At 50.4% G+C, this 26,782-nt stretch carries 26 protein-coding genes; 5 read left to right on the forward strand and 21 right to left on the reverse strand.

Going from position 1 to position 26,782, the window contains the following annotated elements:
• Positions 1–118: 118 nt before the first annotated feature.
• The 5 genes from G367_RS0104170 to G367_RS0104190 all read right to left on the reverse strand — a co-directional run bounded on the left by G367_RS0104170 (position 119) and on the right by G367_RS0104190 (position 4,947).
• Positions 119–1,528 carry a M20/M25/M40 family metallo-hydrolase gene (locus G367_RS0104170; protein WP_020411843.1) on the reverse strand — a complete coding sequence of 470 codons (1,410 nt, stop codon included), beginning with the start codon at positions 1,526–1,528 and terminating at the stop codon, positions 119–121.
• A gap of 29 nt (positions 1,529–1,557) precedes the next feature.
• Positions 1,558–1,908, reverse strand: a complete 351-nt coding sequence (locus G367_RS0104175; RefSeq protein WP_020411844.1) for a hypothetical protein — start codon at positions 1,906–1,908, stop codon at positions 1,558–1,560.
• A gap of 4 nt (positions 1,909–1,912) precedes the next feature.
• A complete protein-coding gene (locus tag G367_RS0104180; RefSeq protein ID WP_020411845.1) occupies positions 1,913–2,680 on the reverse strand; it encodes a TSUP family transporter in 768 nt (255 codons plus the stop codon).
• Positions 2,667–3,296 (reverse strand): lysophospholipid acyltransferase family protein, encoded by a 630-nt coding sequence (locus tag G367_RS0104185; protein WP_020411846.1) that lies wholly within the window; start codon positions 3,294–3,296, stop codon positions 2,667–2,669. The genes G367_RS0104180 and G367_RS0104185 overlap by 14 nt, the downstream gene beginning before the upstream one ends.
• 70 nt (positions 3,297–3,366) lie before the next feature.
• Positions 3,367–4,947: a peptide chain release factor 3 gene (locus tag G367_RS0104190; protein ID WP_026304917.1), complete on the reverse strand. Its 1,581-nt coding sequence runs from the start codon at positions 4,945–4,947 to the stop codon at positions 3,367–3,369.
• A gap of 361 nt (positions 4,948–5,308) precedes the next feature.
• Here G367_RS0104190 and G367_RS25975 point away from each other — a divergent pair, with 361 nt between their 5' ends.
• The 4 genes from G367_RS25975 (at position 5,309) to G367_RS0104205 (ending at position 9,543) form a co-directional block, all read left to right on the forward strand.
• Positions 5,309–5,716: a hypothetical protein gene (locus tag G367_RS25975; protein WP_157533335.1), complete on the forward strand. Its 408-nt coding sequence runs from the start codon at positions 5,309–5,311 to the stop codon at positions 5,714–5,716.
• 426 nt (positions 5,717–6,142) lie between these two features.
• Positions 6,143–6,583, forward strand: coding sequence for a hypothetical protein (locus G367_RS0104200; RefSeq protein WP_020411850.1), 441 nt, complete (start codon positions 6,143–6,145; stop codon positions 6,581–6,583).
• Positions 6,584–7,193: 610 nt separating this feature from the next.
• A complete protein-coding gene (locus tag G367_RS27065) occupies positions 7,194–7,301 on the forward strand; it encodes a hypothetical protein (RefSeq protein WP_157533350.1) in 108 nt (35 codons plus the stop codon).
• A 478-nt stretch (positions 7,302–7,779) separates the two neighbouring features.
• Positions 7,780–9,543: an aminopeptidase P family protein gene (locus G367_RS0104205; protein WP_020411851.1), complete on the forward strand. Its 1,764-nt coding sequence runs from the start codon at positions 7,780–7,782 to the stop codon at positions 9,541–9,543.
• A 69-nt stretch (positions 9,544–9,612) separates the two neighbouring features.
• Here G367_RS0104205 and G367_RS0104210 read toward each other — a convergent pair whose 3' ends face one another.
• The 13 genes from G367_RS0104210 to G367_RS0104260 all read right to left on the reverse strand — a co-directional run bounded on the left by G367_RS0104210 (position 9,613) and on the right by G367_RS0104260 (position 21,461).
• Positions 9,613–10,284, reverse strand: coding sequence for a response regulator (locus G367_RS0104210; protein ID WP_026304918.1), 672 nt, complete (start codon positions 10,282–10,284; stop codon positions 9,613–9,615).
• 5 nt (positions 10,285–10,289) lie between these two features.
• A complete protein-coding gene (locus G367_RS0104215; RefSeq protein WP_020411853.1) occupies positions 10,290–11,747 on the reverse strand; it encodes an ATP-binding protein in 1,458 nt (485 codons plus the stop codon).
• Positions 11,748–11,930: 183 nt separating this feature from the next.
• Positions 11,931–12,488: a hypothetical protein gene (locus G367_RS24880; RefSeq protein ID WP_020411854.1), complete on the reverse strand. Its 558-nt coding sequence runs from the start codon at positions 12,486–12,488 to the stop codon at positions 11,931–11,933.
• Positions 12,489–12,518: 30 nt separating this feature from the next.
• Positions 12,519–13,865: a YHYH protein gene (locus tag G367_RS0104225; protein ID WP_020411855.1), complete on the reverse strand. Its 1,347-nt coding sequence runs from the start codon at positions 13,863–13,865 to the stop codon at positions 12,519–12,521.
• A 553-nt stretch (positions 13,866–14,418) separates the two neighbouring features.
• The gene (locus G367_RS25985; RefSeq protein WP_020411857.1) at positions 14,419–14,565 is read right to left on the reverse strand and encodes a hypothetical protein; all 147 of its coding nucleotides are present in this window, start codon (positions 14,563–14,565) and stop codon (positions 14,419–14,421) included.
• Between the two features lie 105 nt (positions 14,566–14,670).
• Complete coding sequence (locus tag G367_RS24885; protein WP_020411858.1) at positions 14,671–14,853, reverse strand: YHYH protein; 183 nt, start codon at positions 14,851–14,853, stop codon at positions 14,671–14,673.
• Between the two features lie 3 nt (positions 14,854–14,856).
• Entirely contained in the window at positions 14,857–15,540 is a 684-nt protein-coding gene (locus tag G367_RS24890; protein WP_157533337.1) for a hypothetical protein, read from the reverse strand.
• A gap of 233 nt (positions 15,541–15,773) precedes the next feature.
• Positions 15,774–17,156: an MATE family efflux transporter gene (locus G367_RS0104235; RefSeq protein WP_020411860.1), complete on the reverse strand. Its 1,383-nt coding sequence runs from the start codon at positions 17,154–17,156 to the stop codon at positions 15,774–15,776.
• A gap of 155 nt (positions 17,157–17,311) precedes the next feature.
• Positions 17,312–17,788, reverse strand: coding sequence for a ribosomal protein S18-alanine N-acetyltransferase (rimI, locus tag G367_RS23070; RefSeq protein ID WP_020411861.1), 477 nt, complete (start codon positions 17,786–17,788; stop codon positions 17,312–17,314).
• Positions 17,785–18,552 carry a hypothetical protein gene (locus G367_RS0104245; protein WP_020411862.1) on the reverse strand — a complete coding sequence of 256 codons (768 nt, stop codon included), beginning with the start codon at positions 18,550–18,552 and terminating at the stop codon, positions 17,785–17,787. The genes rimI and G367_RS0104245 overlap by 4 nt, the downstream gene beginning before the upstream one ends.
• A complete protein-coding gene (locus G367_RS0104250) occupies positions 18,553–20,088 on the reverse strand; it encodes a 2-isopropylmalate synthase (protein WP_020411863.1) in 1,536 nt (511 codons plus the stop codon).
• Between the two features lie 399 nt (positions 20,089–20,487).
• Positions 20,488–20,985 (reverse strand): MarR family winged helix-turn-helix transcriptional regulator, encoded by a 498-nt coding sequence (locus G367_RS26740; protein WP_020411864.1) that lies wholly within the window; start codon positions 20,983–20,985, stop codon positions 20,488–20,490.
• The gene (locus G367_RS0104260; protein ID WP_020411865.1) at positions 20,982–21,461 is read right to left on the reverse strand and encodes a glutathione peroxidase; all 480 of its coding nucleotides are present in this window, start codon (positions 21,459–21,461) and stop codon (positions 20,982–20,984) included. The genes G367_RS26740 and G367_RS0104260 overlap by 4 nt, the downstream gene beginning before the upstream one ends.
• Positions 21,462–21,631: 170 nt before the next feature.
• On the opposite strand from G367_RS0104260, the gene G367_RS0104265 reads away from it, so the two are divergent.
• Positions 21,632–23,563, forward strand: a complete 1,932-nt coding sequence (locus G367_RS0104265; protein ID WP_211214882.1) for a cytochrome c/FTR1 family iron permease — start codon at positions 21,632–21,634, stop codon at positions 23,561–23,563.
• A 254-nt stretch (positions 23,564–23,817) separates the two neighbouring features.
• Here the strand turns inward: G367_RS0104265 and G367_RS24895 are convergent, their stop codons facing one another.
• The 3 genes from G367_RS24895 to G367_RS0104285 form a co-directional block, all read right to left on the reverse strand.
• Positions 23,818–25,641, reverse strand: a complete 1,824-nt coding sequence (locus G367_RS24895; RefSeq protein WP_020411868.1) for an MFS transporter — start codon at positions 25,639–25,641, stop codon at positions 23,818–23,820.
• Positions 25,642–25,809: 168 nt separating this feature from the next.
• Complete coding sequence (locus G367_RS0104280; RefSeq protein ID WP_020411869.1) at positions 25,810–26,250, reverse strand: lysophospholipid acyltransferase family protein; 441 nt, start codon at positions 26,248–26,250, stop codon at positions 25,810–25,812.
• 23 nt (positions 26,251–26,273) lie between these two features.
• Complete coding sequence (locus tag G367_RS0104285) at positions 26,274–26,612, reverse strand: hypothetical protein (protein ID WP_020411870.1); 339 nt, start codon at positions 26,610–26,612, stop codon at positions 26,274–26,276.
• Positions 26,613–26,782 lie beyond the last annotated feature (170 nt).

Genomic DNA, 26,782 nt, shown 5'->3' on the forward strand with positions numbered 1-26,782 from the left:
TTTTATTAAAGGTGGCACGGAAGTCTTTGTGATCGAAAGTTTGGGTTGGGTGGAATAAGAGGGAAATAAAAAAGCCCCTCTGAGTGGGGCTTTTTAAAATAACTGGAGTATTTATAGATTACTCAGATTTAGTGGGAATACGCCCGAGGTCACCTTCCATTTCGGTGGCAAGGAAAGACATCACCACCCAGGCAGCGACATTTTGGCGCAGGTTCTCAGGGTCGATCTTGTCCAGGGTATCGTTGGGAGTATGGTGGTAGTCGAAGTAATCAGTACCATCCTGGTAAAGGCCAAAGGCTGGCACACCCTGGGCGACGAAAACACTGCTATCGGGGCCGCCATAGGATTCGTTATTACCACGCTCAATGCCTAGCGGCGCCAATAATTGCATCATCTGGTCGGCGATATCGAATTTACTCTCCGGCAGCCTAGTATCAAAGCGCCAGACTTTTCCTGCGCCAAAGTCAGATTCTGAAATGGCGATAATGTTGTCGAGTTCATGGCGGTGGGCATCGATATATTGCTTAGCACCGACCAAGCCAATTTCTTCTGCACCGAACAGGACTACACGCAGGGTGCGACGTGGACGCTCGGGTAACTCACCAATCAGGCGTGCAGTCTCCAAAACAATGGCGACACCAGCACCATCGTCAAGGGCACCTGTGGCTTCGTCCCAGGAGTCCAGATGGGCCCCAATGATCATGACTTCTTCCGGTTTTTCGCGACCAGTAATTTCCCCAATCACATTAAAAGAGGGGCCATCGGCAAGGCGCTCATTATTCACATTGAGCTTAACTTCTACAGGTGCACCGCGTTTGAGCATGGCTTCAAGCAGGTTGGCATCGGGTGCTGAGAGCGCCAGGGCGGGGACCGGATTTTTAATACCGTCGATAGACATCATACCGGTGTGAGCGAAACGGTCTGAGTCTGTGCCGACGGAGCGCAGGAGCAGGGCAGCTGCACCTTTCTCTGAAGCTGCGCGCATACCGCGACTGCGCCCCTGAACTGCAGGGCCATAGCCTTCACCGGTGCGGGCTTTTTCCATGCGTTTGTTGATAAACGCTATTTTACCCTTAACCTGTTTTGGCGATGCTTTAATTAAAGCCTCTACATCGGCGAACTCGACAATCTCGGCGGTGAGACCGCCATCGGGTGTTGCAACACTGTAGCCCAGGGAGCTGACAACCAGGGGTTGCGGATAAGGAGAAACAACTTCTGCGTGGGCATGGCCACGAGCCCAGCGCGGTACGTCTATCTGTTCCGTATAGACCCGGTCAAAACCCAGGTCTTTCATCTTTTTCTGAGCCCAGGTCACTGCACGCCGGTCTCCCTCTGTACCTGCGCGGCGAGGCCCAACTTCCACTGTCAATGATTCCACGATGCTGTATGCATCTGAGGACTCCAGGGCGCGGTCGCGTAGCACCTCGGCAACTGAGAGGTCCTCCTGAGGCAGCGGTTTTGCCTGGGCGATACCAATCGCCATGGTTGCTATAAGACCCCCGGTAAGGGATAACAGTGGTTTAAACATATGTTTATCCTTGATTAACACTCGTTGGCTCAAGATTTTGACTGTTTGTCTGATGTATTAATAAGTAGTTTGCTGCGAATTTGGCGCAGCTGTTCCAGTCCCCTTTCGGTAAATAAATAGGGTGGGCTATCACTGGACTCGTACTCTTCTATTTCCAGGCACTTGAGACGCATTTTCTCCAGCTCTGGGTCATGGCGCATCGGAATCGCCACCAAAGCACGCCACTCACTCTCGCTGGCCTGACCGGTAATGGCGTCTTCCAGGCCTTTAATAAAAGTGGCTCTATCCATGCGAAAACGCGGGGTACGCAGGTGCATAAAAGTCCAGATTACAATGACGAATGCACAGAAGGACAGCAGCAAGGTGAGAAACAGGGTCACTTTTCTACGGCTCCAATAGTAATTTTATCGAGATAGCCAGGGTGGCAAGAATAATCACAGGCTTAATTAGCTTGGCTCCATGTGTGATAACCAGGTTGGACCCAAGTCTTGCACCAATTATCTGGGCGGCAGCCATAGTAATACCCAGCATTAGAGAGAGGTGGCCACCTAGTATAAATATAACTAGAGAAGTGATATTTGTGGCCAAAACCAATGGTTTGGTCGACGCAGTAGCTTTACGCATGTTGTAGCCGAGTAGCGCCGCAAATGCCAAGGCATAAAAGGCTCCCATACCGGGGCCAAAAAAACCTCCGTAAAAACCTATCCCGCCACCGACAAAAAGATGAAAGAGCCTCGAGTCCATTCTGGGTTTGGAGTCGATGTCTGAAATTCTCGGTGAAAAACTGAAGTAGAGAGCAATGGCGATAATCAGTAAAGGCAGTAATGTATCCAGTGTTTCAACGCCGAGCTTTGTGACAGCCCAGGTCCCCATGGATGAACCGATCATTGCTGTGACCAGGCCGGGCCACAGGGGTCTCAGTTGCAAGTGCCCCTTTTGAAAATAGTTAAAACTGGATGAGAGAGTGCCGAAAACCGCTTGGAATTTATTGGTGCCGAGGGCATCGAGCGGGGGAAGGCCAGCCCATAAAAGTGTGGGCAGGGTGATCAGGCCTCCACCACCGGAGATGGCGTTGATAAAGCCCGCGGTGAAGGCCACCGCGGTGAGTATCAGGAGTGTGGTTAAGGTTAAATCGCTACTAAGTTCTATCACGGGAGGATTCGTTACCCTCCAAGGTGCCAGTCTGCATTTTGCGGTGGAACCCCTGGTATTTACTGAAGCGGTGCTGGATCTCTCTCATATCCTCGTCCAGGTTTCCGGTGGGATGGTAGAGGGAGTCAAGGCAGAAGCGTTTACGTGAAAAATCCCAGGCAACCAATAAGATTGGTACATTGGCTGCGTAAGCAATTCGCAGGAAACCACTTTTCCACTTGGTAACTTTCTTACGAGTTCCTTCGGGAGTAATACCGACCCACATTTTTTCGTTATTGCGGTACTGCGTGGCTACCTGTTTTGCGATACCCCCTGCGGAGCCGCGATTGGTAGGGACACCGCCGAGCCACATAAAGAGATTTTTAAAGGGGAAGAAAAAAGCTTCCCGTTTCATCAGCCAGGAAATTTTTACCCTGTAGGCCATGATAAAAGGCATGGCTACGACAAAATCCCAGTTGGATGTGTGTGGGGCCAGGGCCACCATCACTTTCTTCTCAGGGGGGAAGGTGCCCTCCAGGCGCCAGCCCATCAGCCTGATCAGCAGCCTGCCAATAGCAGCGGTGACGCTGTTGCCAAGGCGGGGTATCTCTGCCGGTAATTCTTTCTGCTGACTCATTATGGATCTCTCAGTCTACTGCTTAAACGCCCTGGAACTGGCAAATGGTCTCAGGAAAAGCCCGCATAAATTAATGCTCACGGGTAGCGTAGAAGCGAATATCCGGATAACGCTCCTCTGCCAACTGCAAATTCACTCGGGTTGGTGCCAGATAGGTTAGGTGGCCGCTACCGTCAATGGCGAGATTGGTACTTGCTTTGCGTTTGAAGTTCTCCAGTTCTTTGACGATTTCACTTTCCACCCAACGGGCTGTATTCACATTTACATTTTCGTAAATGGCTTCTACTTTGTATTCGTCCTTAAGGCGATAGGCAACCACTTCAAACTGCAGTACACCAACGGCACCGACAATAATGTCGTTGTTATCCAGCGGGAAAAATACCTGGGTAGAGCCTTCTTCAGAAAGCTGTTGTAAACCTTTTTGTAACTGTTTCAGTTTCAACGGATCTTTGAGGCGAATCCGGCGGAACAACTCTGGAGCAAAATTGGGGATACCAGTAAATTTAAGAGCCTCACCTTCGGTAAATGTATCGCCAATCTGGATAGTACCGTGGTTGTGTAAGCCGATAATGTCACCGGCAATGGCCTCTTCTACATGGGTGCGGTCGCCGGCCATAAACGTCACGGCGTCGGCAATTTTTACATCCTTGCTAATGCGCACATGCTTCATTTTCATTCCGCGGGAGTAGGTACCGGAACAAACGCGCATAAAGGCGATACGATCCCGGTGTTTGGGGTCCATGTTGGCCTGGATCTTAAACACAAAACCGGAAAACTTTTCTTCGCTCGGTTCAACCTGGCGCTCTTGGGTAGCGCGGGACTGGGGACCCGGAGCCCACTCCACAAACCCATCGAGCATTTCACGAACGCCAAAGTTACCAAGGGCAGTACCAAAAAATACTGGGGTAAGTTCACCCGCAAGGTAAGCTTCCAGATTGAACTCATGGGTGGCACCGCGCACCAGCTCGATCTCCTCGCGGATATCCTCTGCGTACTCCCCGAGCAATTCGTCAGCCTCTGCTGAATCAAGTCCCTTAATCTGGATATCATCCGGGATGGTGTGGCCTTGGCCTTGGGTAAATACGTGAATCGTATCGGTGTAGAGGTTGTAAACCCCTTTAAAGCTTTTGCCGGAACTGAGCGGCCAATTGATAGGAGCGGCCTGGATGTTGAGGACCTCCTCAATTTCATCCATCACTTCGATGGGGTCTCGAATGTCCCGATCGAGTTTGTTGATAAAAGATAGAATGGGAGTGGTACGCAGGCGGCACACATTCATTAGTTTTATTGTACGGTCTTCGACCCCCTTGGCCCCATCGATCACCATCAGTGCCGAGTCCACTGCGGTGAGTACCCGGTAAGTATCCTCGGAGAAGTCCTCGTGTCCAGGAGTATCGAGCAGGTTAACCGTGCGCTCTTTGTAGGGAAACTGCATGACCGATGAGGTGACAGAGATGCCCCTTTCTTGTTCCATGGTCATCCAGTCAGAGCGCGCATGGGGCCCCTTCTTACCTTTGACAGAGCCTGCCATCTGGATTGCGTTTCCGAACAAAAGTAACTTTTCGGTCACGGTTGTTTTACCGGCATCCGGGTGGGAAATGATGGCGAAAGTTCTACGTCTTTGAAATCGTTGAGAAAAATCTTGGTTCACTTAGATTTAACCTTATCTGTGTACGCCCTGTGTACACATATAGAAATATACTCCAAGGCCGAATCCGAAAGGACGCATTATATCAAATTGGCCTTTGGTTTTGCTCTTGGCTGGTGACCAATGAATACTATCCGGTCAGGCTGGTCGATGCTAATAGGGTGGCAGGGTAGGCTCTTGGCTGTATACATTTACTGTTGCTGGAGTTGACTCTTTCCAACGTTCCTGGGTTAGCTTCACTGATTAGTTTTCGCGGTCCATGTTTTGTATTGATGTGACAATATTGACATTTGATGACAGGCTGGGTTGAAATGACTATGGACTTGCTGAAAGTCTTCACACGTCATTTTCAAGGAGCACTGAAATGGAAGTTAAACGAAAATTTTTTCTAACAGCAGCATTACTTGTATCAGTAGCGCACTCTGTACCGGCACTGGCATCTACATTATCAACAAGCATAGAACTCAAAAATAACACTTCTTCTGATAATGTGCTCATTAATGGAACAAATTCAACCGGGATTATTTCTCCATTATTTCCAAGCCCAGCAGTTGCAAACAATTCGACTTTCCACACCTCTATCACTAATGGTGTGGCGGATGCTGGGGTATTAACCTATCAATCATGTAGGTTCAATTGGTCAGTTATCCAGATGAATGGCTACTATCAATTTTCAATAGGAGCAACCCCTTCATCTAAGTGCAGTTCAGATGTATTGGTTCAAAATGTGTTTACTGGGGAATACAAAATAAGATTCAACATCGACGCCTAAATAAGTAAGTAATCCTTAGCGAAGGCGATGAGGTGCCTGTCATCGCTAAGGATGGACTGGAAAGCAACTGTGTATTTTTTAAGTGTAAAATTTGAACCTCCCGCTGCTCATCACCTTTGATCGACTAATATTCATTTAAAATCTTTTTGCCTTCGATATCGAAAATCCCTTAGAGATACGCAAAATGTAATACCCGCTCAATTTTAACGCAGAAAAAATAATTATTTTCTATTAATTGATTATGGGTAATGGAGATAGATTTATTGAGAAATGCAATAAAAGACGCCGTGTAATTGTGTGTGATAAATAATGAAGTTCGAAGCGTAACAACTTACCCCTTAGTGCCGACAAATAATCTCAAGTCAGATTTTTTACTTGAACTTAGTGGATAAATTTATTTGCGACGGTTATGTAAGGAGAATGATGATGTGTAATAGTTGTTATAGTTCTGGGGCAACTTATACCTTAATAAATAAAATTGAACTGTGGGCCAATAATGGTCTTACCTATACCGATTTGGAGTGTTTGGTTCGTTCATCTGCTGTGACTTATCCAAATACTTATGTTTTTGTTTTTAAAAATGCAATTATATTTAACGGTACTGCTCGAAAGGTATACGTCGACGTACATTATGTTGGCAACAAAATAATTCCGGGTTCGCCGCGACAAGCATTTGGAGGGCTTTGGGTGAGCGGAGTTGGAAATCAAGCGATGAAACCAGAACAGCACGGTGGTGTGCTACTAAGACAATTAAAATTGGAGCTTCCCAGTCATGCGCCAAAAGGTGGAGTAAAAGCTGTATTTGGTGACCGACATGGCAATCAGCCATTACCAAATGGGATAATTCAATCGAATAAGTTAATATAAGGTGCTCTTTTCGGGTTGATATCCTTCCCGCCCGATAAAATACAAGCTTTCCTCTTCGGGTGGGGAAGTATTGGTCTCAAGCTGATTCTGGATGTGAAACTTGAGACTCTCACTTTTCAATATCATCGATAGCCCAATGTTTGTGACTGTCAGATGCTTTGATGTGTGGCTATGGAAAAGGGTTTGTGTCTCATTTTATCCATCTAAAAAATGTACGGCATGAGTAGCGGTAGTGCTGGTATAAATCCTTGGTTGACCAATATCCTTTAATCATATTTTTTCTGTTTCTTAATATCTAGACATTTTGCTCTACACAAAGGCAAATCCCTGGCCGTTGTGTGTGAGTTCACCTGCTTGCTACACGGAGTCGTAAACGGGATTAACCGTTGCGTGTTCGAAGAAAATATCGTTGATAATATTGCGTATCATTAGGTGATGTGATCGCCGAAGTTACCATTACCGCTATACAGACTCCATACATCACCGGTGATTCGTAGGTAGATTTTCGGCAGGTCAGAAAGTCCATTATTGGGTCGTAATTGCCAGGTGAAGGGAAACTATACAAACGATCGAAAGACTCAATTTAAAGTCTGGCTAGGGAACCCTTTATCTGGGGGCTGTAGGTCCTCAAAAGAAATGGAAGATACAGGAGGCTTATATATCTCCTGCCTATACCATTAGGTGGGGACTTGCCAAGGGTGATGACTTGAGTAGTTAGTGGAAGCTGTACCTTAGGAGTGGGATTTGCTGAGGGTGGCAACTTGAGTGGCTTGCAGAAATTTTACCCTTAGAAAATTAACATTTAAATCAGGTAGTGTTCCACTTCATATTCTTTGTGCCATCTCAGCCACTGTATTCTGCCAAGTGTCCGACAGTGCTCTGTACGTATACATTTTCACGGTTAACAACAAGTCGATTTGTGAACATGCCTATATACAGATTTTCTTGTGGTTGAGGTTGGTTTTGTATGCGTCGGTACTGTTTAGAGGGTGGGGTATACTGCGAATTAGGCAATATGTGAGCTTGATCAGCGAAGACCAAGCTCCAATGGGCTGAGTTGCTGTCAGGGCTGGCGTTTCTGGACATCTTTCGAATAAAGTTGGCCTTTCAGCCAAATCAATGTTGGACGGATTGCACAGTGGGACCAGTCAAGGCTGGTGAACGGGTTTGCAGTTCTCTTAAGCTAAGGGGGATCTATGAGTCAGGACAGGTTGCAGGCGTTGCGTGGTGAGCTCAAGCGGCAGGGGGTGGAGGCCTTCCTGGTTCCCCGCGCTGATGAATATCAGAATGAGTATGTACCCGCCGCCGATGAACGACTGTCCTGGATAACTGGGTTTACCGGGTCCGCCGGCATGGCAGTAATCAGTCAGAGGGAAGCAGCGCTGTTTGTCGATGGGCGTTATACATTGCAGGGAGAGCAGCAGATAGGGGATCAACCCATTGAGTTGGAAAACCTTGATGGTCAGGCTATTGCTGCTTGGGTTTGCGATCAATTACGTGAAGGACAGTCGCTTGGCTTTGACCCACGTCTACATACCGAACCTGGACTGGCACTGCTGAAAAAGCGTCTCGCCGAGAGGGATATCTCTCTCCGGCCACTGGAACAAAATCCAATAGATGCGGTTTGGCGGGATCGGCCCCACCCCCCCTGTGGAGCCGCGCGTCCACATCCATTGGTATTTACCGGGGAGCACTCTAGAGAAAAGCGCCAGCGTATTGCTGGATTACTGGCGGAAAAACGTGTAGATGCCCTTTGGCTGCCCAACCCCGAAAGCTGCGCTTGGCTTTTTAATATCCGCGGTGATGATATTCCCCACCTCCCCGTTGCCCTGGCTAATGCGGTGTTGTACCGGGATGGCAGTGCCACACTGTACCTGGCCGAGCAGGCTATTGGTGAAGGGGTGCTGGAGCATCTGGATCACGAAGTGACACTGGTGTCAGAAAAAGGGCAGTTATTCGAAGACTTGCGCCGTCGCCATGCCAATAAGATCTGGGTAGATGCCTCAATAAGCAATTGCTGGACCCTGCAGCAGCTGCGCGAACTGGATTTACAGTTGCTACTTGAGCGCGATCCCGTGATTGAGGCGAAGGCTTGTAAAAATTCTGTGGAGCTGGCCGGCTCCAGGGCCGCCCATGAGCGCGATGGCGCGGCACTGTGTGAGTTTCTGTGCGAGTTACCCAGCGCGGTTCAAAATGGCCTCGACGAACTGTCGGCGGTGCAACTGCTGTATAGCAAGCGCGAGGAGCGCGAGGGTTTTCGCGGAAATAGTTTTGAAACTATCTCGGGCTACGGACCTAACGGTGCCATTGTGCACTACCGGGTGAGTGATCAATCCAGCTTGGCGATGAAAGCGGAAAGCATTTACCTGTGTGATTCCGGGGCTCAATACCCGGATGGCACCACCGATGTCACTCGCACAGTGGCCCTGGGGAAATTTCCGGCACCTGCAAAGGAGCACTTTACCAGAGTACTGAAGGGCCACATTGCAATAGCCACCCTCCGCTTCCCACTAGGCACCTGCGGAGAGCAGATAGATGCTATCGCAAGGCGCTCACTGTGGGAGGCGGGTCTGGATTATGCTCATGGTACAGGCCATGGGGTTGGCAGTTTCTTAAGTGTGCATGAAGGACCACAGAGAATTGGCAAGGTAGCCACTGGTGTGGCATTGCAGCCAGGCATGATTCTTTCCAATGAGCCCGGCTTTTACCTTACCGGCCAATATGGAATTCGAATAGAAAATCTGGTTTTCGTTAAAGAGAGTGCGGATTACATCGGTTTTCTGGAGTTTGAGGAGCTGACATTGGCGCCGATCGATCACCGTTTAATTGATGTGGAGCTGCTGACAAAAAAGGAGTTGGACTGGCTCAATCGCTATCACCAGCGCGTACGCGATACTATTACGCCGCTGGTCAATGAGAAGACTGCCGAGTGGCTGCAAAAGGCGACCGAAGCCCTGTAATTTTTTAGCTGGGGCTTGCCCCCAGCAGTTGTTATAAGCACCAAAATTTGCCTATGAAAAACAAGGCTATTATTGCATCTCGAATTTATATCCCGCCCCATACACCGATTGAATAAGCTCTGTGTCTGGTAGTACAGCGGTTATTTTCTTGCGTACTTTTTTGATATGGCTGTCGATAGTGCGGTCGCTGATTACCCGGTAATCTGAATAGATGCGATCCATGATTTGCTCTCGGGAAAAAATGCGGCCGGGTTCACTGTAGAGCAGCTCAAACAAGTGAAACTCCAGGGAGGTCAAACCAACATCGCGGCCGCCAATACGCAGCTGCCTGGTTTTGGGTTCCAGTTGTATCGTGCCCAGGTCTGGTTGCCCGGTGGCAGTGGTACGACGTAATACCGCCTTTACCCTTGCTACCAGCTCCCTGGGACTGTACGGCTTGCACACATAGTCGTCCGCACCAATTTCCAGCCCTCGCAGGCGGTCTGCTTCCTCTATTCTGGCGGTCATCATAATAATCGGTACATTACTGGTGCGACGGATTTCCTCGCAGATTTCCAGTCCGCCTTTTCCGGGGAGCATCAGGTCCAGCAAAATTAAATCTGGCGATTGGGACTTCATATAGGGCACAACCTGATTGCCATCAGAAAGGATATCGGCTTGATATTCAGCTGCGCGTAAATAGTCCAGCAGCAGGTTGGCCAGCTCGGTTTCATCTTCAACTATAAGGATTTTTGCGGTCATTATTCCTACCATTTGATCCGCTGAATAAGGGGGAGAAAAATACTGATTTCCAGGCCTCCTAAGCGCGAAGAGGTGGCTGAGATACTGCCCTCATGGGCTTTGACAATATTTTGACAGATTGACAAACCCAGGCCAGCCCCACCGGTCTCGCGGCTACGTGAACTTTCAGTACGGTATAGGCGGTCGAAAAGGTGGGGTATATCCCCATTGGTGACTCCAGGGGCTGAATCCTCGAAAGTGAGGATAACGGTTTGTGCTTTGGCACGGGCTGAAACTCGTAATTGGCCGCCACTATCGGTATAGCGCTCACTGTTAGTGAGCAGGTTGCCGAATAGCTGCTGTAGGCGCGCCGCATCGGCATAGATGAGCCTGTCTGCACTTAGTTTATTGGTCAATTTCAAGGCTATATTTTTCTGCGCAAAGGCACTGCGAAAATCATCGACGATATCATTTAGTAATGGAGCTAGGGGAATATCGGTTTTGCAATAACTAAGAGCTCCCACGTCAGATAGGGAGAGTTCGTAGAGGTCGTTGATCAGGCGATTTAACTGGTGAATTTTATCATGGAGTATATCGAGGTTTTTTGGGGAAGCGGTGCGTACACCATCCTGTAACGCCTCAATTTGTCCCTTCAACACTGCCAGTGGAGTGCGCAATTCATGGGATATATCTGCCATCCAGCGATTGCGTGCGTGTTCATTGGCCTCAAGGGTTGCAGCCAGCCGGTTGAAATCCGCACTTAGCTGGCCCAGCTCATCGCTGCGTTCAATATCGATACGGGTTTTGTAATTGCCGGAGGTAAGGCGATGGGTAGCTTCAGCTAGGCGGCGGATGGGGCGAACCAGCTGCCAGGCCAGGGGCAGGGCGATACCAAGGGCCAGGATGAAGGTGACAATAGAGATCAGTGCAAAAGTACGTGACTGTTCCCGTATAAAGCCCTGCTCATAATTATTGGACAGGGATGCCGGTGGGTTGATAGTGAGAAACCCCACTGTCTTGCCTTCAATGGTCAAGGGTTGGTAGAGCAATTTCTCTGCTGGTGCGGGGCGTCCAATCACCAGGCGCTTTTCGCTATCGAGCAGGCTTAGGCGTGGGCCGAGACGGTCACCAGCGGGTGGGGGCATTCCTGGTCTGCCACCTTCTGGACCCATGCCCCTTGGAGGCCTGCCGGGGCCGCCAGGGGGCGGTGGTGGTAATTGTCCCAGTTGGCGAAAGATAGTTTGGTGGTGTAGGTCCAGCCATTCATGGCCGTTGCCTTCCAGGGACTGCCAGCTCCCTTTATGTGCATAATAGTCTTCCAGCGCTTGAACAAGGTCTTCAACATCGCGTAGTTCCTGTGCACGCATGTAGGCGAGAAAACCGTGGCTAAAACTCCACTGGAAAAATACAAACATACCACCGACGGTAATTGCGGTGGTCAGTAAAAATGCCAAGCTGAGTTTGTAGCGAATATTTAACGACATATCGTATCCGGTTCGTCCTTCAGGCTGTAAACGCGGCGAATCCTCCCGTTCCGTTGATCCTGGGTCGTGCCTGTGCTGGTAGGTTGTAACACAAGCGTACACGTACAGTAATTATGCAGTAAATACGCAGGTGATTTTCTTTCCCATGGCGGGTGAGTAGCTTTTGCTGTGCAGAACAAAAGCTCAATTATTTGCAAGGGCGGCTCCCAGTGTTGGAGCCTGATTTTTAACGGAAGCTCCGAGAGAAATTGGCGAAGTGGAAAACCGGTGTAAGACGAAGTTTTCCCGGTCGCACTGTATAAAGAGGGTTGCCAGTATCCGTTTACCTCCACGGCTCCAGGTGCTGTGATCATGTGCATTTAGGGTTACAGTGATTTGGTTAAATCCGGGCCGTAATAGCTTTTCTGGCAGGTGCACATCGGCGGCATAGAGGCGCTGTACTTTTTTGCCATTAATATAAAGATGTGCGTGGCCCTCAAGAAATCTTTGTGGGGTATCACTGGCATCGCGAGGTGATTCGAGTTCGAAGCGGTCAAAGTCGATGTGTAAATTGAATCCGGACATCGTATCCCGGCTGATGTTCAGCTCAATTCTCGGTGTGGCAATATGCATTGGTATTTTCACAATGGGGTGCTGATCACCACCGTGTCCTGTATGCGGATTGGCTTGGGCTATCACTGTGAGGGTGCCGATCACTGCATATACCAGGAACCCAGCAGTTAAATACTTGTGTAATTTCATAAGCTGCTCGCTTCCAAGTATGATTAAACTTTAACGACCAACAGTAGTGGAGCATCGATTCACGATAGTTTGGTCGTCCAGTTTTCCGTAAAAGCGCGGCCCAAAAGTAAATGGGAATGCCGGTATCAGCTGGGCATCATCACTGAGCGTAACCGTTAGGTGGTAGTGATAGCCGCGCTCGCTATCGCTGTGCCCGTTGTACTGATCAAGGTAGGCTCCGCCCAGAGCGGTTAATTCGGAATCCCAGTAGTAATCTTCGTAAAAGAAACCAGAGGTTGTATCGAATTCATTACCCGATAGTGAGGTATAGCTGCCGCTGGTAGTGGGACCGGTATTATTGGTGGTTTGGGTCCCCTGGTTGATGTTGTATTCATCTACCAAGAGACAGCTCCGCTCTCCGGCATCGCCACAGCCGGTTTTCGAGTTGGGATCGTTATAGTTGCGCACCGCCCAACTACTCAGTGCCAGTTGGTCGTCGTCTTCCCAGGGGCCGTGAATGGCATAGCCATCGGCAGTGTAGCCGTAGATTGGTGAGTGGCTATCACCCACATCACCCACCAGGTCAGCGAGGCAGTTGCTGTAGAAGTGATGGTGGTAGTCGCCATTGGCGGCATGGCCTCCACAGACATCCACATCGTAGACCTCTGCGAAAGGTGCGAGAGTGTGCCAGGTGTTGTTAACTGACTGGCCATCACTCCATTGGTAAATTGAGGTGCCGTTCACCCAGTAGCCCTGGACGCCGAGGCCGGTCTCGCAATCCTCGGTAGCAACTTCTGGCGTTTTGGGAATATAGCCTTCATGGGAAACGTTTTCTGGGCAAAGGGGCCCCGGTGGCCAAAAACCATATCCAGCTTCAGCGCCGCAAGAGGAATTACTGCGGTAACCAATATCCTGACCAAAACTGATAATATCCCCTGGCTGCACTGTAGGGCTGCCACTGAGGAAGTCTGTGCTGACTTTGGGGCGGCTGAGAAGCGCGTTGAGGATATTGTCAGTGATAAGAATTTCGTAGTCGGGGATGCCTGTAGCAGTTACCCGTGTATAGTCTCTGCCATTCACCGTTACTGACTCGACACTTTGTACGTTTACCTGAACCTGTTCATTACTGTTATTCTCATAGATGTAAGGAGCGCGCTCATCGGTGGTGTTGATGATCCAAACACCGGCATCCCCCGAGCCGCCATCATCGCTGCTGTTATCCCCAGAGTCACTATCGCCATCACTGCCACTGCTGCTCACATCACTGCTTGTTTCTGTTTCAGAGGAGGAGTTTCCACCACCTCCACAGCCATGCAGTACACCAGCGAGTAATGTGAGGGTGAGGGCATAGGACAGTAGCGAGTACCCGTCGTGATTTAAGAGTGCTTTTACTTTCATAATCCACCGAGGCATCAAAGGATAAGTACTTTGAAACTACCCGAGAAAAGTGGACAAAATATGGATGCTTGCTGTGCATTTTGATACTGGATGCAGTACAAGAATTATACTGAGAAGCGGTTTCTAAGCTGGAAATTCCCCCCGACAACCTAAACTGAAAAGCTGTCCTATGTCTTTGCCGCTAAGTAATTCAGTCATTTTTTAGAGAGAGCAAATTCCTCCTGTACCTATGATTATTTATCGCCGGGCATTGTGTACAGTGCGCCTGGGGTAATGGTGTTAATTTTTGCAAAGCCCAATATTTTTATGGACAGAGTTCCAGCGCACAGGCTGTGCGCTGGAGTCCCGTCGAGTCACGGAGGGAATCAGGGGCGCGGAGGTGGTCTGGGTGGCAGCCCGCCGCCGACTTCACCGGAGCAGACATTTACCAGGGTTTGATCGTCCAGCTTGCCGAAGAAGCGTGGGCCAAAGGTATAGGGGAAGGCTGGAATTAACTGCGTGTTGTCACTCAGGGTCACGGTCAGGTGGTAATGGTAGCCACGCTCGCCCCATTCTATTGGTCCAGATAAGCGCCGCCTTGTGCGGTTAGATGCGGGTCCCAGTAGTAATCCCTATAAAAGAAGCCGGCAGAAGTTTTGAAGATATTGCCGGACAGAGCGGTAAAAGTATCGCTGGTACTGGGACCAGGTTTATTCAGCACTTCATAACCCTGTGCCAGGCTTTATTCATCGACCAGCCGGCGGTTCCTCTCTCCGGGAGAACCACACCCGCTGATTGAGTTGGATCGTCGTAATTTTCGGATAGCTCAGCTACTTTTGGCCAGCACACCATCTTCTTCCGAGGGCCCATAAACTGCATAGCCGTCGGCAGTAAAGCCGTAAATGGGTGGGTGGTTGTTACCTATGTCGGCTACAAGCTCTGCAAGGCAGTCGCTATAGGAATGGTGGTGGTAATCGCCACGTGCGGCGTGCCCACCGCAAATATCCACATCCTACATTTCTGCCACTGGCGCCAGAGTGTGCAAGGTTCCATCCAAAACCTGGCCGTCGCTCCACTGATAGATAGAGGTACCGTTAACCCAGTACTCTTGGACACCCAGGCCAGTTTCACACGCCTCCCCAGACTCTTCCGGCACCAGCGGAAAATACCCCTCGTGGGAGATATTTTCCGGGCAGACCGGGCCTGATGGCCAGTAATCATAGCCAGCATTCACGCCACAGGAAGAGTTACTGCGATAGCCGATGTCCTGGCCAAATCTGATGAGATCGCCAACCTGTAGGAGTGGATTGCCGCTGACGAAATCGGTATCCACCCTGGGTCGACTTAGGAGCCATTCGTACAGGTCTTCAGTAATTTCGGTTTCATAGTCGGGGATACCGGGGGCCGTTACACTCGAATAGTCTTTTCCACTCACCGTAACCGAATCGACACTCTGTACATTCACCAGAACCTGTTCATGACTGTTGGCTTCGTAAATATAGGGCGCGCGTTTATTGTCGATATTTATTATCCAGGGGAAATTATCCAAGTTTTCAGTGAAGTTATTTAAATTCTCACTCGAGTCAGAGCTTTCTTGGGTTGGGTTATCCCGATCGCATCCGCCTAACAAGCCAATGAATATGATTAACAGGATTTTTTCAGGCAGCAGGCGCTGCATTGAGCGGGGGTATTCCATTGCTTCCATAGGTCACCGACCATGTTGGGAATTGGTCGATTTCTAAGTGATCCTTCACCGGAAATGCCGGATTTGAGGTGAGGCTTGCCGGTGGTGTCTGAAGCGATTGAGGAAAAGTGGAAGTAATGTGCATGAAGAGAAAAGTGGCGGTCGCTTCCTTGACTGGTACTGACGTTTGAGTTAGTGGAGTGCCTGAGGTGGGGAGTAAGCCCCGGTGTGCCCGGGGCTGCTGTTTAGCTGGCTGGCAGCTGCTCCGGGGTGGCTACTTCGGCCGTACGCTGTCGGGTATCGTGGCGTAGCCACCACCATGAAAGGATACCCAGGAGGATATTGGATGTGGCTGTCGCAACAAACAAACCGGTCATTCCCCATAGCTGATTTCCCAGCCAAGCCAGGGGCAGGTAGATACCGAGCACCCTCAAGAAGGAAATCATGGTAGCGGGCAGGGGGCGTCCAAGGCCGTTAAAGGCGGCATTGGCTGACATTACAAAGCCGTAACCGGCATAACTGATGGGCACCAGGGTGAGGTAGGCGACTGCCACGGCGATAACTTCTGGGGACTCACTAAACAGGCGCGCGATAGGTTCGCCAATAAAATATAAAAGTACTGCCAGGCTACTGCCCAGTATGAGGCAGAAACGTGCCAGTACGCTGACAGTTTCCCGCAGCCGATCGATTTTTCCAGCTCCAGCATTCTGTCCCATAAAAGGACCAACTACCGCTGAAAGCGCATAGAAGATAATCAGAGCCATCGGCTCAATACGCATCGCTACCCCCAGGCCGGCAACGGCATCATCACCATGCACAGCAACCAGTGCTACAACGACACCGCCAGACATGGGGATGATCACATTGGTCAGTATCGCCGGCAGTCCTACGGCCAGTATCTTGCGCCAGGATTCAATCAGGGTGCCCAGGTGCCATTGGGGTGGGGCCATCAAGTGTTCGCGGCGAATCAGGAAATAAAGAGCTGCAAAGAAACTCAGTGCGCGCACGATGACCGTCGCGATTGCCGCACCCTGTAATTCCAGGCGGGGGAAGCCAAACAGCCCAAAGATCAGGATGGGATCGAGAATAAGGTTAAACAGGGCCACACCCACCATAATACGCCCGGTCAAGGCGCTGTTGCCGATGGCGCGTAAGGCGGACATGGCGATCGTGGGGACAATCACGAAGATAGTGCCGAGGTACCAGGGCACCATATAGTCGGCAATGAGTGGCAGTAGCTCAGGGCTCGCACCAAGCAGTGAGAATAGTGGTCGGATCGTGAGCAGGCCGGCAACTGAGATTACCAGGGAGATCAGTAACGCCAAAATCGAAGTATCGGTAACCAGTCTGCGTACATCCTGTACTTCTCCGGCACCAAAGGCACGGGCGACTGCCGATGAGGTGCCGGCGCCCAGGCCGATAGCAAAGCTGTTGATTACCATCACTACGGGAAAGGTAAAACTCATGGCCGCCAGTGGCGCACTGCCCAATTGGGAGACAAAGAAAGTGTCCACAATATTGAAGGACATTACGGCGAGAATGCCCCATACCATAGGAAGGGCCAGCCTCTGCAGGTGAGCGGGCACCGAGCCTTCGAGGAGTGATGGGCTGCTGTTCGATAGCGTCATTCAATAACTCTTTTTACGCGGTCGGATCAGTGGGAACCTCGGTGATGCTGCCGCAAAAACTGATGGGTGGTGACGCTGTTTGGCAGGGCGCCCCCCTTGAAAGTCGCCCTCTAGGCGCAGTGAGAAAACGGTCCTTTCTGTCGTCAGTGGGTATTTTACGACCCGCTATCGTCCAGGGCGAGGCTCATGAGTACAGCATTCTCTCTGCTACCGTTTTCTGCGGGATAGTAATTCTTACGCAAGCCGTCTTCAGAAAAACCTAGTTTGCGGTAGAGCGAGAGTGCGGCGAGATTTGAACTGCGCACCTCAAGCAGTAGCCGCCGGATGTCATCGGGTAGCTCTGTGATTAACCCCTTGAGCAATCTCTCGGCGATGCCGTGCCGGCGCCAATTAGGAGCGACGGCTACATCGAGGATTTCCACCTCGTCGAATAGATGGCTGATGACACAGCAGGCGATCATTTCCCCTTCATTCTCAAGTAGCCAGCCTTGGTGTCCAGACTCAAGACTTTGTCGGTATTGGGTTTCATTCCACGGGTGGCTGTGAGCACTGCGTGCAAGCGCAGCGAGAGCTGCACAATCAGTTACTCCTGCCAGGCGTTTTCGTAACCCAACAGCTGCCGGCAAACTCATTTTGCCTCTGTCTCTGCCGGGTAAGTTACACGCAGTAATTGCCAGAGGTCGCGTTTGCGCTCGGGTTCCTGTAACAATAGGGACAGGCTTGGCATGCCGATGACACGGACCCCTTGCCAATTATTGACAGTTTCATCGAGTGGAATGGGAGTACAAAACTTCTGTGCTTCATCGCCCATCAGCCAAATAGACTTTACCGGGTGGCGGGCACAGGAAGCTTCTAGCCAGCTGGAAAAAGTATCTCGAGCTTCAGAGGCATCGGCTATCGGGCCAAAGCGGTTTTGTGCCAGAGGCCAGTGCAAGCGCTCCTGCTGACGCGATAACTGATGCCAGTTCATCGCTTGTACAATATTGCCAAACAGGGCATCCAGCGGTAGGGCGGCTCCGGGCTCATGGCTGTCCACAGCGAGAAGCTCTTCCCCGAGTCGCCAGCAATTGAGGACAAATGGCCGAACCTCCTGTCGGGGCGGCGCAACCTGCGTAATGACCGCAGGTTGCACTTGGGGTACGCCACCGGTAAGCGTTGCAATATCCGGCGGGCTAACAGCTGTGTCAGCCTGCTCTGGGGTAGAGACAATGTGCGCTACCGATTGAGGCAGAGGGTTGGCAGCGGGCTCTGCCTGTCGCAGTGGGGGTGGGGCAGCCTCTACAGCCGGTGGCAGCAGGGCTTGGCGAGGCTCCGGTGCGAGCGGCAATACGAAGCGCGGCGCATAGCTGGCGACACCAAGTACTGACAAATATTCCGCTCGCTGCAGTTCGTTCACTTACACGCCCTGTTTTTTACTCTCACTACTGGCGAGCAAGTTTAACGCATCCATATAGGCTTGTGCGGAGGCAATTAGAATATCGGTATCTGCCCCTACCCCGTTAACCAAACGGCCATCTTTTTCCAGGCGTACAGTCACTGATCCCTGGGAATCGGTTCCCTGGGTAACAGCATTCACGGAATAGAGTTTCAGGTCTGCACCGCTATCGACGATATACTCAATGGCTTTAAACGTGGCATCTACGGGGCCGTCACCCTTAGCTTCTGTCTCGTGAGCTTTGCCATCAATTGACAGGCTGATAAAAGCCTGGGGGGCGCTGCCAATTTTGCTGCGTACATCCAGGTCGTTGAGCTGAAAGCGCTCCACAGGAGCTTCACTTTCAGCAACCAGGGAGTGTAAGTCTTCGTCGAAAATTTCGTGTTTCTTGTCAGCCAGTTCTTTAAAGCGCAGGAATACCTGATGGAATTCTTCGCTGTCTGAGAAATTGATGCCCAGTTCTTCGTAGCGGGCGCGCACGGCAGCACGACCGGAGTGTTTGCCTAAAACTAGGCGGTTCTGGCCCCAGCCCACATCCTCAGCACGCATGATTTCATAGGTTTCACGATGCTTGAGTACACCGTCCTGGTGAATGCCGGATTCGTGCGCGAAGGCATTGGCGCCGACGATAGCTTTGTTTGGCTGCACCGGGAAGCCGGTTACTGAGGAAACCATGCGTGAAGTGGGTACAATATGGCTGGTATCGATACCGGTTTCTACTGGGTAGAGATCCTGGCGGGTCTGCACAGCCATAACAATTTCTTCCAGGGAAGCATTGCCTGCGCGCTCTCCCAGACCGTTGATAGTGCACTCTACTTGACGTACCCCATTCATCACGGCGGATAGGGAGTTGGCTACTGCCAGGCCCAAGTCGTTGTGGCAATGGGTGGAGAAGATGGCTTTATCGGAATTGGGGACACTCTCGATAACCCGGCGGAACATGGCACCGTATTCTTCTGGTTCGCCGTAGCCGACAGTATCGGGAATATTGATGGTGCCAGCCCCGGCAGTGATTACCGCTTCAATAATGCGGTACATAAAATCGGGCTCGGAACGGCTACCGTCCTCCAGGGAGAATTCCACATCATCGGTAAACTGGCGTGCGGTTTTAACTGCGTTTACCGCTTGCTGCAACACGTCTTCCGGATCCATCTGTAGCTTGTACTTCATATGGATCGGAGAGGTGGCGATAAATGTGTGGATGCGGGAGGCGTTGGCTTTCTTTAAGGCTTCACCGGCACGCAGAATATCGGCGTTAACCGCGCGGGCCAAGCTACAAATCCGGGATTCGGTCACTGCTTCAGCGACTGCCTGCACGGCTTCGAAGTCCCCGGGGCTAGCGATTGCAAAACCGGCTTCTATAACGTCCACCCGCATGCGCTCCAGCATACGGGCAATACGTACCTTTTCCTCTTTGGTCATAGAGGCGCCGGGGCTCTGCTCACCATCGCGCAGAGTCGTATCAAAAATGACTAACTTATCTTTCTTTGTGCTCATTTTCGCTTGTTCTCCTTATTTGTTCCGAGGCTAAACAAGCGGCTCTGCTGCTGTCTATGCGCCGTCCAAATAAAGTTGGGAATTCTGTTGGGGGTGGGGGAGAGAAAAATTATATGCCGCGTAGCGGCACTCGTAGCGAGGAAGCTAGGGCGAGATGATGCTGGCTAAATGTACAGATGTCAGTCTTCATGTCTGGCGATATCCGCGTCGGACTGGATTTCACACATTATGTATATTTTTCAACCTTGCAGTCAATGGTTATCCTAAATTTGCACTTTATTCTTTTTTTTGTAGTTTTTTCATCCTATTTTATATCGGTTTTCAATGAATTTTATTTAATAAATGCATGTCCCCTCAAACTGTGAGGCCAATGAGGGGGCATAAATGGAGCAGTAGAGTCTATTTAGTAGGTGAACTGGCAGTCTCACTTCCCAGCTTATTCAGGAATTGCCAAAGGTCTCCGTGCAATTGCTCCACTTCAGACCTAGTGATTGAAGACTGGTCAATGCGTTGTTGTACCCAGGCGCGGGCCCGGGGCTTAAGATCCAGAGCTACTTCGGTAGCCGACAGTAGGGTGACACGTTCATCCCAGGAGGCGCGGTATCTTTGGACCAGACCGCGCTGCTCCATGCGCTTTAATAGGGGGGTGAGTGTGCCCGAATCGAGCATGAGGCGCTGGCCAAGAGCTCCAAGGCTCCGATCTTTGTGGCTTTGATCCCCCTCCGCGGCCCACTCCCACAGAACCATCAATACCAGGTACTGGGGGTAGGTGATATCCAGGTCCTTCAGCATGGGCTGATATGCCCGGGTCATAGCTCGGGAGGCGGCGTAAAGGGCAAAGCAGAGCTGGCGATTGAGAGCCAGCTCTATGGAATCATCATCACAGACCACAGTCACAGCATCCGCTCAATTTCCGCCTGGAGGGATTCGGGAGTGTCCTTGGGAGCGTAGCGCTTTACCTGTTCGCCGTCCTTACTAATCAGAAACTTGGTGAAATTCCACTTGATTCCTTCGGTGCCAAGCAGCCCCGGTGCACGCTTTTTCAATTCTACAAACAGTGGATGTGCAGAGGGGCCATTTACGTCCAGCTTGGCGTAAACAGGGAAACTGACTCCAAAATTCAGCTCACAAAACTCCTGAATCTCTTCATCACTGCCTGGTTCCTGCTTGCCGAATTGGTTGCAAGGAAAACCGAGAACAGTCAGGCCGCGATCCTTGTACTCTTTGTAGAGGTTTTCCAGCCCACTGTACTGTTTGGTAAAGCCGCATTTACTAGCGGTATTGACTATCAGGATCACCTTGCCCTTAAAGTCTTCGAGAGTTGCAGTCTCACCAGCGGCAGTCTTGACGGGAATCGAGTAGAGGTCAGTCATGATCATCTCCTGTAATTTATATTGTGCGCAATGTAATTGTGTGCAATATAAATTACAAGCTTATCTCTGAAGCAGTTAGTGTTCATGCGGACTTTGTTGTGAGAATGGTTATCAATTATATTATGCGCCATATTCTCAACATTGTTTGCAGCAACAGAAAAGGACTCTCCATGCGCCTTTCCCAATACCTGGCCCGCCTGTTTGTGGCGTTGTTGGCGATTACGATAATCCCCACCCAGGCCCAGCAGGCAGGCCTTTCCGAGCAGCAGCTGCGCCAGCTTATGCAGATGGCGGAATATATAGGTGTGGATTACCCGGAGGCGGTGGCCGACGGTGAGATCATTAACACGGATGAATATGCTGAGATGGAGGAGTTTGCCCAGTTGTTGATCGACCGTGGGCAACAGCTCGCGGATTCCGCAGAGGCTGTGACAATCCGCGCCGAAGCCAGGGCTTTACAGGAGGCGATTCAGCGCAAAGCAGCTATTGCCGAGGTCCAGGTGCACACGGCTAAATTGCGACAGGGATTACTGTCTATTGCGCCGGCGCTTTCTCTGCCTACCACGCTGCTCGATCTTAATGAAAGTCGTGCCCTCTATCAGGCTCAGTGTATCGCTTGCCACGGTGTGGAAGGTAAAGGGGATGGCCCTCTGGCGGCCCAGCTGGAACCTGCACCGACCGATTTCCACGAGCGCGAGCGGGCTGAGAATCGCTCGCTGCTTGGGCTCTATGATGCCATTAGCAATGGTATCGACGGTACTGCCATGACAGCATTCAAGAACCTCAACGAACAGCAGCGCTGGTCACTGGCTTTTTTCGTGGGGAGCCTGGCTTTTACAGGAGAAAGCGCTGACGCTGCAGAACCGAAGCTGAGCTTGCAGGATCTAGTGATGTACAGCCCACAGGTACTGCGAAGCGACCGTCCGGATTTTTCCCCCCAGTCAGTAGCGGCTCTGCGTGGAAATCCCAGCGCGCTGTTTAGCACTGCAATGGAAGAGGGGGACACCCCAATTGATGTCGCGCGTGTACAGTTGCAAAAATCCCTGCAAGCCTACCAGCAGGGCGACTTTGTCAGTGCCCGTACTCTGGCTATCAGCGCTTACCTGGATGGCTTTGAGATGGCTGAGAACTCGCTGGATTCACTGGATGTGCATCTGCGCCAGGCCACTGAGCGTGAACTGCTGGGTTTGCGTGCACAACTGAACGCAGACAGCGACCCACAACAGGTTGAAGATCAGGTTGAGGCGATTCTGCAGCAACTGGCTCAGGCGGAAGCACTGATGGAGGATAGCAATCTGTCCGGCGCCGCCTTGTTTATTGCCAGCTTGGTAATCCTACTGCGTGAAGGGCTGGAGGCCCTGCTGGTAGTAATTGCGCTGACAACAATTCTGGTGAAGACTGGACGCCGCGATGCCCTCAAATTTGTGCACTTGGGTTGGATTGGTGCATTTGCAGCTGGCTTTGCCACCTGGGTTGCGGCCCAAAGCGTTATCACCATCAGCGGTGCCAGCCGTGAGGTCATGGAAGGTGTCGCTGCGCTGTTGGCCGCAATGGTGCTCTTCTATGTAGGTTTCTGGATGCATAGTAAGACACAGGCGTCAGAGTGGCAGAAATATATTCAAGATAGTATCAATCGCAGCTTGAGTACTGGCGCCCTGTGGGGGATTGCCGGCCTAGCCTTCATTGCGGTTTATCGTGAAATTTTTGAAACTATTCTGTTCTATCAGTCGCTGTTGGCGCAGACTTCAGAAAGTCAGTACAACACACTCTGGGGAGGTATTGTCGCTGGTGTGGCCCTGCTCGCAGTAGTTGGCTTTGCCCTGATGCGTTACTCAGTGAGCCTGCCGATTGGCAAGTTCTTCTCTGCGACCACTTATGTACTGCTGGCCCTGTCATTCGTGCTCGCAGGAAAAGCGGTGGCGGCGCTACAGGAAGCGGCCTGGATTGCTATTTCACCCCTTCCAGTACAATTCAGTATTGACTGGTTGGGAATTTACTCCACTTGGCAGGGGCTAGGTCTGCAGGCCACTATTCTTGTGGCCGCGTTATGGCTGATGAGAAAAGGCGGTGCTACTGCTGAAGCTGCGGGCAAAGCGGCTTAGATGTCAACGAGATACCCGTTCTTGTGGACGGGTATCACCTCCCCCTACTCCTCCTTCAAGTTTGCATTTGCTCTTGCAGAGTTTCCGCGTCAATTTTAAAAGCGGTCAAAGTCTTACCTGTCACGGCCAGAGTTCTGGGAAAGCTGGTTTTTTCTTGTCTCGGGTTGTCGGGCCAGTGAGTTTGCAATATGGCTTTTGGGGAGCTAGGGGCATTACTGGCGCCGACGAACAATTGCTCAAGTACCCCTTGGAGATCATTGGTGAAAGGTTTTCGTATCTTCAGGAGTAATTGCTGCTCCAGCGGTGATATGAACTTTGGACAGAAGTTTCTGCCGCTTTTTACTCTTATTATTTCTGTGCGTATTGAGCCCCTGTAAAAAGATAGGAAAAAGGGGAGTAGTTATGCCGGACAGAACTCTGTCGATAGAGACCCGGTTATCTTGGGTATGATCTTTATCCGTTCCAGTACTGGGGAATAAGCAAACCAGATCACCATTGCCTAGCGCATTTTGGATGTCTCCAGATACTTTCTCTTCAGCTTCGGTTATGTCATGGATGATGGGATTGGTGCCGTAATTCTTGAATATAAAGTGCAATACCGGTGCTTCATAGATAGACCTGGGCAACACAAAACGAATAGGGCGTGAAAACGTGTCCATTAATAGTAGAGGGGCAAGTTTCCCGTCAGGAGAGCAAACCAATAGAGCCGCGCCCTTTTTGGGTATTTGATTGAGGTTTCCGTGTGTTGTGCGGACCAAAAGGCGAGATGAAAACCAGATTATCAGGTGCACAATAAATTCGGGTAATTTGCAAAAGAGGAAGGTTATGACTGCAATATTTAAAAGAGCGATGAGAATAAACAACTGTGGAATGGTGATTTTCAACACGTCCAAAAATACGATATTCAGCAGTGAGATAGCTACAATAAAGAAAGCGTTAAGTACGTTATTGAGAGATAAAACCTGAGCGCGAACCGTTTTTTCTGTTCGGTCCTGAATAATGGTATAGAGTGGAACGATAAAAATACCTCCAAAAATGCCCAGTAAAGCGGTGTATATCAGGATTGCATAGGCGCCATCGCTGCGGAGGTACTCTGCTACCGATGCCCCGGATAGTGTTTCAAACTGGGCGGCACTCCAACCCAACCCAAGACCGGCCAGTGTTATACCTAACGCACCGACAGGCACGATACCGAAGGTAATTCGTCCCCTGGAGAGACTCTCACACATCAGTGAGCCTACCGCGACCCCAATAGATAAACAGCATAAGATGAGGGTGATAACAGGTTCACTGGCGCCCAGTATATTTCTAGTGAAGCTGGGAATCTGGGCCAAATAGGCTGAGCTCACCAGCCAAAACCAGGAACAGGCAATAATTGCATAAAAAACAGATGGTGTTTTTATGGTCAGCCGTAAGATGCGCCAAGCCTGTGACAGGGGGTTCCAGCCGATATGTAGCTTGGGAGCCGATGATGGTGCTGTCGGGATCCAGCGACTAGTTAAGTAGCCAAATATTGCGACGATGACCATGATCCAGCCTATATCGAATAGACCAGGCTGTCCCGGTTTGGTATAGCCAGCCAGTAGAGAGCCGGCAATGGTACCGATAAGTACCCCGGCAAAGGAGCCCATTTGTGCAAGCCCGTTACCGCCCATTAACTCCTGGCGCTGCAAGTGCTGGGGTAAAATGGCATATTGCACTGGGCTGAAGATCGCTGTGTGTGCTGCCAGCAGGAAGAGCACAAGAAAGTCCAAGGTACGGCTGTTGTAAATCAGGGCATAGGCCCCGAGTATCACAATAAAAATCTCAGCCAGCTTCAATATTCTGATGATTACGCTTTTGTCATACTTGTCGGCCAACTGCCCGGCGGTAATGGAAAATAAGAAGTAGGGCAATATATAGAAGCCGGTAGCCAGGTTGATCAGTGCGTTGGCCTGACCTTCTGATAGGCGGAATGCCAACATTACCAGGAGCGCATTTTTGAATATATTGTCATTGAATGCCGCGGTAGTCAGCGACAGAAATAATGGCAGGAATCGGCGTCTACATAGCAGTTTGAATTGATTGTGCTGAGCCATTGATGCTCGCTTCATAGAATTATTAGCGCTGGATATTGCCGAGAGGCTCTAAGTATCTAGGGCATCAGTAAACGCAGCCTCGCCGCCCAATAGTGTGGAAATATCAAGATGCTAGTTATAAGAATGCTAGCAGGTTGTGGCAGTCATATTTGCCTGGCTTGTTTCAAGCTAGAAATACTTTTTCCATAGATAAGAAAACTGTCGCTCAATACTCGCTTTATTTACACTGGCGCCATTAATAGGCTTATCAGCGAGGAGATAAAGCCGTCTAAATAGATGATGATGTTCATTATTGCCCTGTGTATCTTGAATTGAACCCGATTGCGTCTTTCCTGTTAAAAGTAGCGGAATGACTGGAAGTTCACTGTGCGCAAGGATTTTCCCTATCCGTCTATCCCAAGTACGTTCACCAACTTCTAGCTCAGGAAAAATACACAGTAGCTCGCCCTGACCGATGGCCCGCTCCAGTTCGGCACGAGTGGTCTTTGTGAAGTCCCCTGTGGGTAAGTCATACCAAATAGGAGAGGGGCCGCCATGTTTCAGTGTGAATCGCAGAAGTGCCGATACTTCTTGGCAGTATAAAGCGGACTTGTCGAGGCACCGTGTCATAAATAATCAGTGGAGCCAGTTAATCAAATGGGCTGCAGAATTTTACTGCCAATAAAGAGGGCGGCCGCACCCAGTAGAACTATAGGAATCTCTATCAGTTTGATGATTCGCAGCATACGGCTTTTATCTACCCTATCTGCCAATTGCCCTGCGGTAACTAAAAATAGGAAGAACGGGAGTAAGTAAAAACCGGTGGCGAAGTTGATCAGGGCATTGGCTTCTGACTTTGCCAGCTGGAATGCCAGTATGACCAGTAGAGCATTCCGGAATAAATCATCGTTGAAAAAGGTGGTGACGAGAGATAAAAAGAGTGGCAGAAAGCGACGTTTGCCCAGCAGTTTAAATTGATTTTCTCTGGCCATCGCCGCTTATTCTGGGAATAGGATTGTGCAGAGTCGTATAAATAACTGACAGCCATACTCTAGGCACATTCTGTACAATAAGTGGAGCGTCAGAGCGGAGCTAGGTGGGGAAAGGTTAGCGTTTGGGAGACTGTGGCTCAGTATCGTAACAATGAACTGGGGCTGAGCAT

It is taken from the genome of Microbulbifer variabilis ATCC 700307 (assembly GCF_000380565.1).
In the GTDB taxonomy this organism is placed as follows: domain Bacteria; phylum Pseudomonadota; class Gammaproteobacteria; order Pseudomonadales; family Cellvibrionaceae; genus Microbulbifer; species Microbulbifer variabilis.